We start from the raw sequence: 14,914 nt of genomic DNA, 5'->3' as shown, positions 1-14,914 counted from the left end.
TTCTGCCACCAACACCGCCTGCAACGTTTGCCCGTTGCCGGCAGCGGATGCGTACTTTACGGATTTCCCCGGGGCCGCGCAAGGCCTCGGTAAAGAAAAAATATAGCCCACTCCGGACGGGTGCGCCATGGGCCACGGCAGGTTTCTTCATGACCGTCTCGAAACGCCCTACGATGACGCACCTCGACACCCGATGCTGCGCCGCCGGGTATCGAACGAAGCAGAGCCAACTCAGATCACGAACAAGTCGACGAAGCGGTGCACCGCGGTCTGCTCAAGGCGTTCCTGATCACCGCAGAGCTCGACGATCTGCGCGCAGCGACCCGCCGGGAAGCGCGTGCCCAGGTTGTGTGCGAACTTTTCTTCCAGCAGCGGAATGCCCTCCGCCCGCCGGCGGCGATGGCCGATGGGATAGTCCACCGCGACCTTCTCCGTGGCGGTGCCGTCGCTAAAGAAGACCTGGACGGCATTGGCGATGGCGCGCTTCTGAGGGTCGTAGTAGTCCCGCGAGTACGCCTGATCCTCGACCACCTCCATTTTCCCGCGCAGCTCGTCGATCCGCGGGTGGGCGGCGTGGAAGGCGTCCTCATAGTGCTCGGCGGTGAGGACACCGAAGATCAGCGGCACGGCGGTCATGTATTGCAGGCAGTGATCCCGATCGGCGGGATTGGCCAAGTCGCCCTCCTTGGAGATGATGCGGATCGCCGAGTCGTGGGTGGTCAGCTCGATGCGTTCGATCTCGTCCAGCCGATCCTTCACCTGCGGATGCAGGCTCACCGCCGCCTCGCAGGCGGTCTGGGCATGGAACTCGGCCGGGAAGGCGATCTTGAACAGGATGTTCTCCATCACGTGGCTGCCGAGCTCGCGCTGAAAGCTGAACCGGCGCTCCGCCTCCGGCTTGGTGGCCAGGTCGCGATTGGTGTGGCTGAAGAGCACATCATAGAAGCCCCACTGCGGCGCTGTCAGCACGCCCGGGATGCCCATCTCGCCGCGCATGGCGATATCGGCCAGGCGCACGGCGCGGGAGGTGGCATCCCCGGCGGCCCAGCTCTTGCGCGAGCCCGCGTTCGGCGCATGCCGATAGGTACGCAGGCTCTGGCCGTCAACGAAGGCGTGGGAGAGCGCCGCGAGCAGCCGTTCGCGATCGGCCCCCATCAGCTTCGTCACCACCGCGGTGGAGGCCACCTTGACCAGCACCACGTGATCGAGCCCGACCCGGTTGAAGGAGTTGTCCAGCGCTAGTACCCCTTGAATCTCGTGGGCCATGATCATCGCCTCGAGCACCTGGCGCATGGTCAGCGGGGCGCTCCCATCGGCGACGCGCTTCTGGGAGAGGTGGTCGGCCACGGCCAGAATGCCCCCCAGGTTATCGGAGGGGTGGCCCCACTCGGCAGCCAGCCAGGTGTCGTTGTAGTCGAGCCAGCGGATGATGGCGCCGATGTCCCAGGCCGCCTTCACCGGATCCAGCCGGAAGGAGGTGCCGGGCACGCGCGCCCCGTGAGGCACCACCGTGCCCTCGACGAGCGGCCCCAGGTGCTTGGTGCACTCGGGAAAGCGCAGTGCCAGCAGTCCGCAGCCCAGGGTGTCCATCAGGCAGTGGCGCGCCGTCTGAAGCGCCTCGTCGCTATCGATGGTGAACCCGAGGACATAGTCGGCAAGGGTCTGCAGCTCGACGTCATACTCCGGGCGCACGTTGGTTTCCACGGTGTTCATCGGGTGCCTCCTGCTGTCGCGAGTCGGTCGGTGTCTCTCTTTACCGTTCTCTTCACTATAGAGAACGCCCCGTGTCACCGACACGAGGCGCGAATTGCATCGGGCGATGGCGACTCAGAAGCTGTCGCCGGGCACGCGCACCCAGCCTTCCATCAGCACTCGAGCGCTGCGGCTCATCACCGCCTCGTCGATCACCCAGCGGCCGTCCACCAGGCTCGCCTCCGCGCCGACTCGCAGGGTGCCGGAGGGGTGGCCGAAGGTGACGGCATGTCGCTTGCCGCCGCCGGCCGCCAGGTTGACCAGCGTCCCCTCGATGGCCGCCGCCGAGGCGATGGCGACCGCGGCGGTACCCATCATGGCGTGGTGCAGCTTGCCCATGGAGAGTGCCCGCACCCGCAGATCGATCTCATCGGCCTCGACCGCCTTGCCGCTGGAGGCCGTGTAGCTCGCCGGCGGCGCTACGAAGGCCACCTTGGGGGTGTGTTGACGGTTGGCGGCCTCACTCAGGCCGTTGATCAACCCCATGCGCAGGGCGGCGTGGGCGCGGATGGTCTCGAAGCGCTCGAGCGCCCGGAGGTCGCCGTTGATCGCCTCCTGCAGCTCGCTCCCTGAGTAGCCGAGATCGGCGGCGTTGACGAACACGGTGGGGATACCGGCGTTGATCATGGTGGCCTTGAGGATGCCCCCCTCCACCACCTCGGCCGGCACCTCCAGGTCATCGATCAGCTGGCCGGTAGGGAAGATCGCCCCCTCGCCGTCAGCGGGATCCTTGAAGGCCACGGGCACCTCGGCGGCCGGGAAGGTCACGCCGTCAAGCGCGAAGTCGCCAGTCTCCTGCACCTGCCCGCCGGTGATCGGCACCCGCGAGACGATGGTCTTGCCGATGTTGGCCTGCCAGATGCGTACCTCGACCTCACCGTTCTCGGGAATGCGTGCCGCGTCGATCAGGCCGTTGCTGATGGCGAAGGGCCCCACCGCCGCGGAGAGGTTGCCGCAGTTGCCGCTCCAGTCGACGAAGGCCTTGTCGATGGCGACCTGGCCGAAGAGGTAGTCGACGTCATGGTCGGGGCTCTCGCTCTTCGAAAGGATAACGGTCTTGCTGGTGCTGGAGGTCGCCCCGCCCATGCCGTCGATCTGCTTCTGGTAGGGGTCGGGGCTGCCGATCACCCGCATCAGCAGGCGGTCGCGGGCCTCACCCGGCACCCGGGCGGCCTCGGGCAAGTCGTCGCGGCGGAAGAAGACGCCCTTGCTGGTGCCGCCGCGCATGTAGGTGGCGGGCACCCGGAGTTGTGGAACCTGTGCCATGGAATTCGCGTCCTTCTCGAGAAAGATCGACCCGGGGCCGTGGCGGCGCCGGGTCGATGGGTGGGTCAGGGGGTGACGGTCATCGCCCGGTTCAGCCGACGGCCTCGACCTCGGACTCCAGGAAGTCCTGGGCGAAACGCTGCAGCACGCCGCCGGCGGAGTAGACGGTCACCTCCTCGGCGGTATCCAGGCGGCAGATCACCGGTACCCGGTCGATCTCGCCGGTCTGGCGGTGGATCACCAGCTCGAGGGTGGCGCGGGGCGACGGGGCGCCCTCGACGTCGTAGGTCTCGGTGCCGTCGAGCTGCAGCGTATGGCGGGTGGTGCCCTCCTCGAGCTGCAGGGGCATCACGCCCATGCCGATCAGGTTGGTGCGGTGGATGCGCTCGAAGCCCTCGGCGACGATCGCCTCCACCCCCGCCAGCGCCACGCCCTTGGCGGCCCAGTCACGCGACGAGCCCTGGCCGTAATCGGCGCCGGCGATGACGATCAGCGGCTGGTCACGCTCCATGTAGGTCTCGATGGCCTCCCACATGCGCGTCACCTGGCCCTCCGGCTCGATACGCGCCAGCGACCCCTGGCGCGCCTCGCCGTTCTCGTCTCGCACCATCTCGTTGAAGAGCTTGGGGTTGGCCAGCGTCGCCCGCAGAGCGGTGAGGTGATCACCGCGATGGGTGGCGTAGGAATTGAAGTCCTCCTCCGGCAGGCCCATCTTGTGCAGATACTCGCCGGCCGCACTGTCCATCATGATGGCGTTGGACGGCGACAGGTGATCGGTGGTGATGTTGTCCGGCAGGATCGCCAGCGGGCGCATCCCCTTGAGGGCACGCACGGCCGCCATGTTGCCTTCCCAGTAGGGCGGGCGACGGATGTAGGTGCTTTGCGGGCGCCAGTCATAGAGCGGGCTCTCGGCCTTCTCCGCGGCGTCCAGGTCGAACATCGGGATGTAGACCTGCTTGAACTGCTCCGGCTTGACGAACTCGGCGACGATGGCGTCGATCTCCTCGTCGGAGGGCCAGAGGTCCTTCAGGGTGATCGGGGTGCCGTGCTGGTCGGTGCCCAGCACGTCCTGCTCGATGTCGAAACGCACGGACCCCGCGATGGCGTAGGCCACCACCAGCGGCGGCGAGGCCAAGAAGGCCTGCTTGGCGTGGGGGTGGATGCGACCGTCGAAATTGCGGTTACCGGAGAGCACCGCCGTGGAGTAGAGATCGCGGTCGATGATCTCCCGCTGGATCTCGGGGTCCAGGGCGCCGGACATGCCGTTACAGGTGGTGCAGGCGTAGGCGACGATGCCGAAGCCGAGCTTCTCGAGCTCCGGCAGCAGGCCGGCCTCCTCCAGGTAAAGGCGCGCCACCTTGGAACCCGGCGCGAAGGAGGACTTCACCCAGGGCTTGCGCACCAGGCCCAGGTCGTTGGCCTTCTTGGCCAGCAGGCCGGCGGCCACGACGTTGCGCGGATTGGAGGTGTTGGTGCAGCTGGTAATGGCGGCAATGATCACCGCGCCATCGGGCATCTTGCCCGCCTTCTCCTCCGCCTGGGCCTCGTCGCTGTCCATGTAAGAACTCACGGCGATGCCACGCTCGGCGAGGGCACTGGTGGGCAGGCGACGGTGCGGATTGGACGGGCCGGCCAGGTTGCGCTCCACGGTGGAGAGATCGAAGGTCAGCACCCGCTCGTACTGCGCCTCGGTCAGGCTGTCGGCCCACAGGCCGGTCTGCTTGGCGTAGGTCTCGACCAGCTCGACCTGCTCCGGCTCGCGACCGGTGATCTTGAGGTAGTCCAGGGTCTGGTCGTCGATGTAGAACATCGCCGCGGAGGCCCCGTACTCCGGCGTCATGTTGGAGATGGTGGCGCGGTCGCCGATGGTCAGGCTCGCGGCGCCCTCGCCGAAGAACTCCAGATAGGCACCGACCACCCGTTCCTGGCGCAGGAACTCGGTGATGGCCAGGACGATATCGGTGGCGGTGATGCCCGGCTGACGCTTGCCGGTCAGCTCTACGCCGACGATGTCTGGCAGGCGCATCATGGAGGGCCGGCCGAGCATCACGGTTTCGGCCTCGAGGCCGCCCACGCCGAGGGCGATCACGCCCAGGCAGTCGATATGCGGGGTGTGGCTGTCGGTCCCCACGCAGGTATCGGGGAAGGCGACGCCGTTGCGAGCCTGCACCACCGGCGACATCTTCTCGAGATTGATCTGGTGCATGATGCCGTTGCCGGCGGGGATCACGTCGACGTTCTCGAACGCCGTCTTGGTCCACTCGATGAAGTGGAAGCGATCCTCGTTGCGCCGATCCTCGATGGCGCGGTTCTTGTCGAAGGCGTCCTGCTCGAAGCCGGCATGCTCGACGGCCAGGGAGTGATCGACGATCAGCTGGGTCGGCACCACCGGATTGACCTTGGCCGGGTCACCGCCCCGCTCGGCGATGGCGTCACGCAGGCCGGCGAGGTCGACGAGCGCCGTCTGGCCGAGGATGTCATGACACACCACGCGGGCCGGGTACCAGGGAAAGTCCAGGTCGCGCCGACGCTCGATCAGCTGCGTGAGCGCATCGGTCAGGAGCTCAGGCTCGCAGCGGCGCACCAGCTGCTCGGCCAGCACCCGCGAGGTGTAGGGAAGGGTATCGTAGGCACCGGGCTGGATGTCGTCGACGGCCGCACGGGTGTCGAAATAGTCCAGCTCGGTACCGGGGAGAGGCTTGCGGTAGTCGGTATTCATGGCGTCCGCCGGAAAGTCGTCGAGAATTGAAGGGGCACAGGGCGACCGCCTGGGGTCGCCCCAGGGGCTGGGTCAGTCACGCTCCTCGATGGGCACCCATTCGCTCTTCTCGGGGCCGACGTAGTCGGCGCTCGGGCGGATGATGCGATTGTTGGCGCGCTGCTCGAAGACGTGGGCACACCAGCCGGTGACGCGCGAGCAGACGAAGATCGGCGTGAACAGCTTGGTCGGGATGTCCATGAAGTGGTAGGCGCTAGCATGGAAGAAGTCGGCGTTGCAGAACAGTTTCTTCTCGCGCCACATGACCGCCTCGACGCGCTCGGAGACCGGGTAGAGCACGCTGTCTCCCACGTCTTCGGCAAGCTTCTGGGACCAGTGCTTGATGATGGCGTTGCGCGGGTCGGAATCGCGGTAGATGGCATGGCCGAAGCCCATGATCTTATCCTTGCGCTCGAGCATGCCCATGATCTCGCGCTCGGCCTCGTCCGGCGACTGCCAGTTCTCGATCATCGCCATGGCCGCCTCGTTGGCGCCGCCGTGCAGCGGGCCGCGCAGCGAACCGATGGCCCCAGTCACGCAGGAGTGCATGTCGGAGAGCGTCGAGGCGCAGACGCGGGCGGTGAAGGTCGAGGCGTTGAACTCGTGCTCGGCGTAGAGGATCAGCGAGACATTCATCACCCGGGCGTGCAGCTCGGAGGCCGGCTCGTCGCGCAGCAGATGCAGGAAGTGCCCGCCCACCGAGGCGTCGTCGGTCTCGGTCTCGATGCGCACGCCGTCGTGGGAGAAGCGGTACCAGTAGCAGATGATCGACGGCAGCGCGGCGAGCAGGCGGTCGGAGACTTCCTGCTGCTCAGCGAAGCTCTGCTCGGTCTCGAGGTTGCCCAACATCGAGGCGCCGGTGCGCATCACGTCCATGGGATGGGCGTCGGCCGGGATCTGCTCGAGCACGGTCTTCAGCGCCTGGGGCAGGCCGCGCAGCCCCTTGAGCTTGGTGATGTAGGCGTCGAGCTCGGCCTGGTTGGGCAGCTTGCCCTTGAGCAGCAGGTAGGCGACTTCCTCGAACTTCGCCTTCTCGGCCAGCTCCTTGATGTCGAAGCCGCGATAGGTCAGGCCGGAACCGGTCTGCCCGACGGTGCACAGGGCCGTGGTGCCCGCACTCTGGCCGCGCAGGCCGGCGCCGCTGTTGGGTTTATCTGCCATGTCGTGTCTCCTCGTGAGTCGTTTATTGTCGATATCGTGGCGTGTCAGGCGTCGCTGCCCTGCTCCGCGTTACTGTTCTCTGCAAACAAGGCGTCGAGCTTCTGCTCGAAATCGTGATAGTTGAGGAAGTCGTAGAGCTCGTCGCGAGTCTGCATCAGCTCCACCACGTCGCGCTGGTGGCCGGTGTCGTGGATGCTCTGGTAGACCTTGAGGGCCGCGGCATTCATGGCGCGGAAGGCCGACAGCGGGTAGAGCACCATGCGACAGCCCACCTCGCCGAGCTCCTGCTGGGAGAACAGCGGCGTGGCGCCAAACTCGGTGATGTTGGCGAGAATCGGCGCCTCGACGCGTTCGCAGAAGGCCCTGTAGTCGTCCAGGGTGTGCACCGCCTCGGCGAAGATGGCATCGGCGCCCGCCTCGATGCAGGCGTTGGCTCGCTCGATGGCCGCGTCCAGACCATCCTTCTGGAAGGCATCGGTGCGCGCGATCAGGTAGAAATCCGGATCGAGGCGCGCGTCCGCGGCGGCCTTCACGCGGTCGACCATCTCCTGCTGGGAGACGATCGCCTTGTTGGGGCGATGGCCGCAGCGCTTCTGCGCCACCTGGTCCTCGAGGTGCACGGCGGCCACGCCGGCACGCTGCATCTCCTTGACGGTGCGGGCGATGTTGAAGGCGCCGCCCCAGCCGGTGTCGATGTCCACCAGCAGCGGCAGGTCGGTGGCGCCGCAGATACGGTGGGCATCCTCGACCACGTCGTTCATGGTGGTCATGCCGAGATCCGGCAGACCGTAGGAGGCGTTGGCCACCCCGCCACCGGAGAGATAGATCGCCTGGTGGCCGACCCGCTGGGCCATCATGGCGGTGTAGGCATTGATGGTGCCGACGATGGGCAGCGGATGGTTGGCCTCGAGGGAGGCGCGAAAGCGAGCGCCGGGCGTCGTTTGAGTCATGGAGGGTCTCCGTTAGTGGTTCGAGCGCCTCAGCGAGACGTCTCGCTATCCTGCGGCTCGAGGGTGGCCGCATAGCGCTCTACGACGTTGGCTCGCGAGGCGCTGACATGGCGGCGCATCAGCAGCTCCGCCAGTTCGGCATCGCCCGCCTCGATGGCGTCGACGATGCGGTGGTGTTCAACGAAGGCACGCTGCGGGCGCGTGCCGCTGGCACTGAACTGGGTACGATAGAGTCGCACCAGGTAGTAGAGGTCGTCGCAGAGCAGGCCCATCAGCATCTTGTTGTGGCTGCCCAACACGATCTGGTAGTGGAAGTCCAGGTCGCCTTCGCGCTGATAGTAGGCCTCGCCGCGGCGCAGGTCGGCCTGGCGCTCGTGCACCGAGAGCACCTCACGCAGCCCGGCGATCTCCTCGGGCGTCATGTGCTCGGCGGCCAGCCGCGCGGCCATGCTTTCCAGGGCCTCGCGCAGGTCGAACAGCTCGAGCAGCTCCTTCATGGAGAGCTGGACCACCCGGGCCCCCACGTGGGGCACCCGCTGGATCAAGCGGTGCGACTCCAGGCGGCGCATCGCCTCGCGCAATGGCCCGCGGGAGATGCCGTAGGCGCGCGAGAGGCCGGGCTCGGTGATCTTGCTGCCGGGCGCCAGCTCGCCCCGGACGATGGCGTCCTGCAGCTGATTGAAGACCCGCTCCGCCAGGGTGCGAACTTCGGGGGTAGCGGCCTGTTCCGTTGCGACTGAGGTCATGGCAATTGTCGACAATTAAATGATGGAAGAACTTTAGCCACTGCCTTTCCTACGGTCAACCGGCCACTCGGCAGAAAGCCTCCACCTTTGGTTGTAGACAACATGGCCGATGGCGGTGCGCGTGTCGACAATACGCGATCGCCGGAAGGGACAAGTCGGTTCGCGATGCCTAGAATAGACACCCTGCTAGGGGAAGAGACCTGATGACACCACCGCTCGAGATCACTCCGCTGCCCTACCACGAGGACCCGCTCGGCTATTTCGCGGTGCTGCGCGACAGGCCCGGCGCAGTGCTGCTCGACAGCGGCCGGCCGACGGCGCCCGGGGGGCGCTACGACATTCTCAGCTGCGACCCGCTGGCCCTGCTCGAGGTCGACGGCGCTGGTCGCGTCCACGGCGATCCTGCGCTGGCGGGCCTCTCCCCCTTCGCCGCCCAGCAGGCGCTGCTCGACCGGCTGTCTCGGGAGGTGCCGGAGAGCGACCTGCCGTTTCTCGGCGGCCTGATCGGCTACTGGAGCTACGACCTGGGGCAGCGGCTCGAACCGGTGGCGGGACAGGCCCGCCCGGCCGTCACGCTGCCGGCCAGCCGGGTCGGCCTCTATGACTGGGCGCTGATCCAGGATCACGATCGACGGGAGAGCTGGCTGGTGGGCAGCGCCGCGCGCCGGGATGAGGTACTTGCGTGGCTTTCGGCCGCGGCGCGTCCGGCAGAGGCCTTTCGCCTCACGGCCCCCTTCGCCGCCGAGCTCAGCCGCGAGGAGTACCTGGCGCGCTTTCACGCCGTGCAGGCCTACATCCGAGCCGGCGACTGCTACCAGATCAACCTGGCCCAGCGCTTCAGCGCCCCCTACGCGGGCGACCTGTGGGCCGCCTATCGCCGCCTGCGTAAGGCCACCCCGACGCCCTATGCCGGCTACCAAGCCTGGACCGGCCCCGAGGGGGAGCGAGCGATCCTCTCGCTTTCACCGGAGCGCTTTCTCGAGTGCCGAGACGGGCGCGTCGAGACCCGACCGATCAAGGGCACCCGGCCGCGCGGCGCTACGCCCACCGAGGACCGGCGGCTGGCCGCCGAGCTCGAGGCGAGCCTCAAGGATCGCGCCGAGAACGTGATGATCACCGACCTGCTGCGCAACGACCTGGGGCGGGTCTGCCGGCCCGGCAGCGTCCGAGTGCCGACCCTCTGCGGCCTGGAGAGCTATGCCAACGTCCATCATCTCGTCAGCGTGATCACCGGCGAGCTGGCGGCCGACAAGCGTCCCATGGACCTGCTGGCGGCAGCCTTCCCCGGCGGCTCCATCACCGGCGCCCCCAAGGTGCGCGCCATGCAGATCATCGACGAACTGGAACCCAGCCGGCGCAGTGCCTACTGCGGCAGCCTGGGCTATGTCGACGTGCGCGGGCGGATGGACACCTCCATCGCCATCCGCAGTGTGGTGGCCGAGGCGGGTCGGCTGCACCTGTGGGGCGGTGGTGGCCTGGTCGCCGACTCAAAAGGTGACGAGGAATATGCCGAGACCCTGGACAAGATCCGCCACCTGATGAACGCCCTGGCGACGCCGACCAACGACGACAAATGGAATAAAAAAGACCTCCACTTAGTCGATAGAGACATAGATATCCAATGATTCGGTATTGGGGAAGGGCGCAACGGCTCTGCTAGGGTAGCGGCATTATCATCAGCAGAGAGTGCCATGACCGCCTTCGACCCCAACCGCTTCGTACTCGAGCACGATCAGGAGACGCCCAAGGAGATCCTGCACGCCGCCTACCGGGCCTTCGGCGAGCTGACGATCTCCTTCTCCGGCGCCGAGGACGTGGTGCTGATCGACCTGGCCCTGAAGGTGGCGCCGAAGGAGGACGTGAGGGTCTTCTCGCTGGACACCGGCCGCCTGCACGCCGAGACCTACGCCTTCATCGAGCGGGTGCGCGATCACTATGCCATCGCCATCGACGTGCGCGTACCCGACACCGAGGACATCCAGGCCCTGGTCCACGAGAAGGGGCTCTTCAGCTTCTATCGCGACGGCCACCAGGAGTGCTGCGGCATCCGTAAGGTGGCGCCCCTGCGCCGGCGCCTGGCGGGCCTGCCGGTGTGGGTCTCCGGCCAGCGCCGCGACCAGAGCCCCGGCACCCGTTCCAGCCTACAGATCGCCGAGCGCGACAGCGCCTTCGGCAGCGAGCAGGCCCCGCTCTTCAAGATCAACCCGCTGGCCCGCTGGACCAGCGACGACGTCTGGACCTACATTCGCATGTTCGATGTGCCCTACAACGCCCTGCATGAGCGCGGCTATGTGAGCATCGGCTGCGAGCCCTGCACGCGCCCCACCCTACCGGGCCAGCACGAGCGCGAAGGGCGCTGGTGGTGGGAGGACCAGGGCGGCAAGGAGTGCGGGCTGCATGCCGTGAACCTGACGCCGCAGGCCTCGTCGAGCGCCTGAGCCGCTAGCATTACGCGATCGAGAAGGGCGCCCCGCGGGGCGCCCTTTCGCTGTGTACGCTCGTCGACACGACACGCCGGAGATGGAGGTCGGGCGCGAGACGGCCAGACGAGGCCGGCAAGGCTCAGCGGATCGGCAGCTCGATATTGTCGAACAACCCCTGCTCGTGGCGAGGTCCGGCCACAAGCGCCGCGTCCACCAGGTCCCGGTCGAGGTGGCCGGCGAAGCCCTCCAGGAAGTCGTACATGTAGCCGCGCATGAAGGTGCCGCGACGGATACCGATCTTGGTGGTAGAGCTCTCGAACAGGTGGTCGGCCTCCAGCGCCACCAGGTCGGTGTCGTGCTCGGCATCCACCGCCATGTGCGCGACGATCCCCACCCCCATGCCGAGACGCACGTAGGTCTTGATCACGTCGGCATCGGCGGCGGTGAGCACCACGTTGGGCGACAGGCCCCGCGCCCGGAAGGCATCGTCGAGCTGGGAGCGCCCGGTGAAGCCGAACACGTAGGTGACCAGCGGATAGTCGGCCAGCGCCTCCAGCGTCAGGGTCTCGAGCTCGGCCAGCGGATGGCCCGTGGGCACCAGCACGCAGCGGTTCCAGCGGTAGCAGGGCAGCAGCACCAGGTCGTTGAAGAGCTCGAGGGACTCGGTGGCGATGGCGAAGTCGGCCTGGCCGTCGCTGACCATCTGGGCGATCTGCTTGGGGGTGCCCTGCTGCATGTGCAGCGCCACGTCGGGATACTTCTGGGTGAAGTCGCGGATCACCGGCGGCAGCGCATAGCGCGCCTGGGTATGGGTAGTGGCGATGGAGAGGCTGCCGCGCCGCTCGTCGCTGTGCTCCTGGGCGACGTCCTTGATGTTCTCGGCCAGCCTCAGCACCTGCCCGGCCAGCTCGATGATCGCCTGCCCCGCCGGTGTGATGCGGGTCAAGTGCTTGCCGCTGCGGGCGAAGATCTCGACGCCGAGCTCGTCCTCGAGCAGGCGGATCTGCTTGGAGATGCCGGGCTGGGAGGTGAAGAGGCTCTGGGCGGTGGCCGAGACGTTGAGGTTGTGGCGTGACACCTCCCAGATGTAACGCAGCTGCTGAAGCTTCATGGCCGCCCTCTCTTATGCGTGCTGTCTATGCGTGCTGACCCATGCATGCCGTGGATGCCGGCCTGACATGGCGTCCTTAAAATACTTTAAGGACATAAAAAAATAACCCACAATCACTTTATAGCATAACCTGAGGGGCTCGATGCAACCGCCGACCGGCATTGGCACCAGCAGTGGGGATTTGCCAGCACCCCGGACGATCGCTAACATCGTCCGACCGGGCATGTCCCGCATGCCCTCTTACCCGCTCGATGCAGCGCAACAAAACTGGAGAATCACATGGCCAACAACGTCGATGTCACCAATGCCAACTTCGAGCAGGAAGTCCTCAAGGCCGACGCACCGGTCCTGCTGAAGTTCTGGGCCCCCTGGTGTGGTCCCTGCAAGGTGATGGCGCCGGTGGTCGATGAGGTTGCCGAGGAGCGCGATGGCAACCTCAAGGTCGTCAGCATCAACGTGGACGACGCTCCGGAGATCGCCGCCGAGCAGGGCGTGCGCGGCGTGCCCACCGTGATGCTGTTCAAGTCTGGCACCAAGGTCGCGTCTCTGGTCGGCGCTCAGTCCAAGTCTCAGCTGAGCCAGTTCATCGACCAGAACGCCTGATCGAGCGTCCCCGAGCGCTCATCGCCCCGGCCACGGCCGGGGCGATGTCGTTTTGGGGCTACTCATCGTCACGCTTCGAGATCGGCCGGTCGGCCTGATCGAGGGGCGAGCCGACCGCTGGCCCCAGCAGGTGTGCGATCCAGCGCGTCTGCGGATGGCTGTCCAGGGCGATCTTCAGGGTCATGGTCAGCACCACCGAGAGCAGCATGCCCACCGCACCGAAGATCCATCCCCAGACCACCAGCGACAGGAAGGCCACCGAGGTGGAGAGCCCCAGCGCGCGCCCCATCACCCGCGGCTCGAGGATGTTGCCCATCACGAAGTTCACTCCCAGATAGGCCGCCGAGAGCAGCATGGCATCGACCAGCCCACCCTCGGGCGAGACCAGCAGCAACAGCACCGGCGGCACCGCGGCGATGGCCGACCCGATGTTGGGAATGTAGTTCAGGGCAAAGGCCAGCACCGCCCACAACAGGGGGAATTCCACGCCCAGCAGCTTGCAGGCCAGCCAGATGAGGGCGCCGGTCGCCAGGCTGATCAGCGTCTTCACGGCCAGGTAGCGCTTGAGGGTGTGGCTGAACTCGCTGAAGCGCCGCAGGCTCGGCGCCGGGTTGACCAGGGCCCGGGAGATCTTGTCGCGGAAGTTGAGGGTCTCGAAGAGCAGGAAAATGACCAGCAGCGCCACGATGACGCTCTGCATCATCAGGTTACCCACCTCGCCGAGCAGCGCCGGGATCCAGCTGCCGAACTGCTCGGCGTCCAGCAGCTCCGCCAGGCGGTCGGTGTCGATGGCCAGGCCCAGCCCGGCCAGCCCATCGAGCAGCCCCAGGTAGTACTGGTAGAGCTTCTGCTCGATCCCCGGCAGCGCGTCGACGAAGGTGCCGAAGCTGTTGACCAGCAGCACGCCGAGCAGCGAGAGGAAACCGCCGATCACCACCAGGGTCAGCCATACCGACAGGCGCAGGCTCAGGCCGAGGCGATTGAGCCACTGCACCGGGGCCGTACAGACCACGGCGATGAACAGCGACAGCAGCAACGGGACCAGCAGGCTGGACCCCGCCCGCATGCCGGCCACGATCACCACCAGCGCGGCCAGCGCCAGGGTCAGGTTGAGGGGAATATTCTGCTGCTCGCTCTTGGGGGATGGGGGCATGCCCGGTCTCGCGGTCGTCGATGGTCTGCTCATGATGACGGGGCACGATGCAATTGCAAGGAGCGGAACCATCCTCACGCCGCAGCCTCGAAGCCAGGGATCCCACCGACGACAAGGAGAACGTCATGACCTTCCCGCGCCCTGCCCGAGCGCTGTTCCTCCCGGCGCTGGCCGCCCTGCTGTCGCTCGCGCCGCCGCTGACGGCCAGCGCCCTGGCGGCGGAGACGCCCCACCGCCTGGACATCCAGACCCAGGCCGAGCTTGCGGTCGTGCCGGATCGCGCCACCCTCGAGGCCCGCCTCTGGGAGCACACGCCGGCCGTGGCGCAAACGGCCGAGCACGAGGCCGACGCCGATGCCCTGCGCCAGGCGCGCCAGCGCCTCGAGGAGCGCGCCGCCGCGCTGATCCAGCGCCTGGAGGCTCAGGGGCTTGCCAGCGAGGCGATCACTGCCGGCTCGCTGCAGGTCCAGCCACAGCGGCTGCCGGACACTCAGCACGGCGACGACACGCAGGAGCCGCGAGTGCGCACCCGCCTGCAGCGCCCCGTGAGCATCGAGGTCGAGGATCTCGCCCAGCTACCGGGCCTGCTCGACGCCCTGACCGAGGCCGGCGTCAACGCCCTGGACGGCATACGCTACGATCTGTCCGACCGCGAGGCCGCCACCGACGAGGCGCTGGTCAAGGCGCTGGAGAAGGCGCGTCACAAGGCCGAGCTGATGGCCGAGACGCTGGGCATCGAACTGGGCGAGGTGATCGCCGCCAGCGAGACTCGTGCGCCGGTGTTCCAGCCGCGGATGATGGCAATGAGCGATGCTCGCGCAGAGGGCGCCGCCCCGACGGAGTATCGCCCGGGCACCATCACCATCGAGGCCGGCGTCAACGTCAGCTGGGAAATCGGACCGAAGCCGTAAGCCGGAAGCTGGAAGCTGGAAGCTGGAAGCTGGAAGCTGGAAGCTGGAAGCTGGAAGCTGGAAGCTGGAAGCTGGAAGCT

At 67.0% G+C, this 14,914-nt stretch carries 12 protein-coding genes; 4 read left to right on the top strand and 8 right to left on the bottom strand.

Annotation, left to right across the window (positions count from 1 at the left end; translation table 11 throughout):
- Positions 1 to 231 precede the first annotated feature (231 nt).
- The 6 genes from FEI13_RS18135 to FEI13_RS18110 all read right to left on the bottom strand — a co-directional run bounded on the left by FEI13_RS18135 (position 232) and on the right by FEI13_RS18110 (position 8,633).
- The gene (locus FEI13_RS18135; protein WP_138182910.1) at positions 232 to 1,713 is read right to left on the bottom strand and encodes a bifunctional 2-methylcitrate dehydratase/aconitate hydratase; all 1,482 of its coding nucleotides are present in this window, start codon (positions 1,711 to 1,713) and stop codon (positions 232 to 234) included.
- Positions 1,714 to 1,827: 114 nt separating this feature from the next.
- Positions 1,828 to 3,018 (bottom strand): 2-methylaconitate cis-trans isomerase PrpF, encoded by a 1,191-nt coding sequence (prpF, locus tag FEI13_RS18130; RefSeq protein WP_138182909.1) that lies wholly within the window; start codon positions 3,016 to 3,018, stop codon positions 1,828 to 1,830.
- Between the two features lie 91 nt (positions 3,019 to 3,109).
- Entirely contained in the window at positions 3,110 to 5,737 is a 2,628-nt protein-coding gene (acnD, locus tag FEI13_RS18125; protein ID WP_138182908.1) for a Fe/S-dependent 2-methylisocitrate dehydratase AcnD, read from the bottom strand.
- A 72-nt stretch (positions 5,738 to 5,809) separates the two neighbouring features.
- Positions 5,810 to 6,937, bottom strand: a complete 1,128-nt coding sequence (prpC, locus tag FEI13_RS18120; RefSeq protein WP_138182907.1) for a bifunctional 2-methylcitrate synthase/citrate synthase — start codon at positions 6,935 to 6,937, stop codon at positions 5,810 to 5,812.
- 44 nt (positions 6,938 to 6,981) lie between these two features.
- Positions 6,982 to 7,887, bottom strand: coding sequence for a methylisocitrate lyase (gene prpB / locus FEI13_RS18115; RefSeq protein WP_138182906.1), 906 nt, complete (start codon positions 7,885 to 7,887; stop codon positions 6,982 to 6,984).
- A 29-nt stretch (positions 7,888 to 7,916) separates the two neighbouring features.
- Positions 7,917 to 8,633, bottom strand: a complete 717-nt coding sequence (locus FEI13_RS18110; RefSeq protein WP_138182905.1) for a GntR family transcriptional regulator — start codon at positions 8,631 to 8,633, stop codon at positions 7,917 to 7,919.
- A gap of 203 nt (positions 8,634 to 8,836) precedes the next feature.
- Between FEI13_RS18110 and pabB the strand changes: the two genes are divergently transcribed.
- Together pabB and FEI13_RS18100 are read left to right on the top strand one after the other, a co-directional pair.
- Complete coding sequence (pabB, locus tag FEI13_RS18105) at positions 8,837 to 10,258, top strand: aminodeoxychorismate synthase component I (protein ID WP_138182904.1); 1,422 nt, start codon at positions 8,837 to 8,839, stop codon at positions 10,256 to 10,258.
- Positions 10,259 to 10,324: 66 nt separating this feature from the next.
- Entirely contained in the window at positions 10,325 to 11,071 is a 747-nt protein-coding gene (locus FEI13_RS18100; RefSeq protein ID WP_138182903.1) for a phosphoadenylyl-sulfate reductase, read from the top strand.
- 124 nt (positions 11,072 to 11,195) lie between these two features.
- Here the strand turns inward: FEI13_RS18100 and cysB are convergent, their stop codons facing one another.
- Positions 11,196 to 12,167, bottom strand: coding sequence for an HTH-type transcriptional regulator CysB (gene cysB, locus FEI13_RS18095; RefSeq protein WP_138182902.1), 972 nt, complete (start codon positions 12,165 to 12,167; stop codon positions 11,196 to 11,198).
- A 279-nt stretch (positions 12,168 to 12,446) separates the two neighbouring features.
- Between cysB and trxA the strand changes: the two genes are divergently transcribed.
- Complete coding sequence (trxA, locus tag FEI13_RS18090) at positions 12,447 to 12,770, top strand: thioredoxin (protein ID WP_089847268.1); 324 nt, start codon at positions 12,447 to 12,449, stop codon at positions 12,768 to 12,770.
- Between the two features lie 58 nt (positions 12,771 to 12,828).
- On the opposite strand, the gene FEI13_RS18085 is transcribed toward trxA, so the two are convergent.
- Complete coding sequence (locus tag FEI13_RS18085; RefSeq protein ID WP_138182901.1) at positions 12,829 to 13,923, bottom strand: AI-2E family transporter; 1,095 nt, start codon at positions 13,921 to 13,923, stop codon at positions 12,829 to 12,831.
- Between the two features lie 125 nt (positions 13,924 to 14,048).
- On the opposite strand from FEI13_RS18085, the gene FEI13_RS18080 reads away from it, so the two are divergent.
- Positions 14,049 to 14,834, top strand: coding sequence for an SIMPL domain-containing protein (locus FEI13_RS18080; RefSeq protein ID WP_138182900.1), 786 nt, complete (start codon positions 14,049 to 14,051; stop codon positions 14,832 to 14,834).
- The last annotated feature ends 80 nt before the right edge of the window (positions 14,835 to 14,914 follow it).

Source organism: Halomonas urmiana, from assembly GCF_005780185.1.
In the GTDB taxonomy this organism is placed as follows: Bacteria; Pseudomonadota; Gammaproteobacteria; order Pseudomonadales; family Halomonadaceae; genus Halomonas; species Halomonas urmiana.
This window is presented reverse-complemented; position numbering and strand designations above follow the sequence as displayed.

Bases quoted from the DNA above. Each gene is read 5' to 3' on its own strand.
- acnD (WP_138182908.1), bottom strand. From the start codon at position 5,737: ATGAATACCGACTACCGCAAGCCTCTCCCCGGTACCGAGCTGGACTAT.
- trxA (WP_089847268.1), top strand. From the start codon at position 12,447: ATGGCCAACAACGTCGATGTCACCAATGCCAACTTCGAGCAGGAAGTC.
- cysB (WP_138182902.1), bottom strand. From the start codon at position 12,167: ATGAAGCTTCAGCAGCTGCGTTACATCTGGGAGGTGTCACGCCACAAC.
- FEI13_RS18080 (WP_138182900.1), top strand. From the start codon at position 14,049: ATGACCTTCCCGCGCCCTGCCCGAGCGCTGTTCCTCCCGGCGCTGGCC.
- FEI13_RS18110 (WP_138182905.1), bottom strand. From the start codon at position 8,633: ATGACCTCAGTCGCAACGGAACAGGCCGCTACCCCCGAAGTTCGCACC.
- prpF (WP_138182909.1), bottom strand. From the start codon at position 3,018: ATGGCACAGGTTCCACAACTCCGGGTGCCCGCCACCTACATGCGCGGC.
- FEI13_RS18085 (WP_138182901.1), bottom strand. From the start codon at position 13,923: ATGCCCCCATCCCCCAAGAGCGAGCAGCAGAATATTCCCCTCAACCTG.
- FEI13_RS18135 (WP_138182910.1), bottom strand. From the start codon at position 1,713: ATGAACACCGTGGAAACCAACGTGCGCCCGGAGTATGACGTCGAGCTG.
- prpC (WP_138182907.1), bottom strand. From the start codon at position 6,937: ATGGCAGATAAACCCAACAGCGGCGCCGGCCTGCGCGGCCAGAGTGCG.
- pabB (WP_138182904.1), top strand. From the start codon at position 8,837: ATGACACCACCGCTCGAGATCACTCCGCTGCCCTACCACGAGGACCCG.
- prpB (WP_138182906.1), bottom strand. From the start codon at position 7,887: ATGACTCAAACGACGCCCGGCGCTCGCTTTCGCGCCTCCCTCGAGGCC.
- FEI13_RS18100 (WP_138182903.1), top strand. From the start codon at position 10,325: ATGACCGCCTTCGACCCCAACCGCTTCGTACTCGAGCACGATCAGGAG.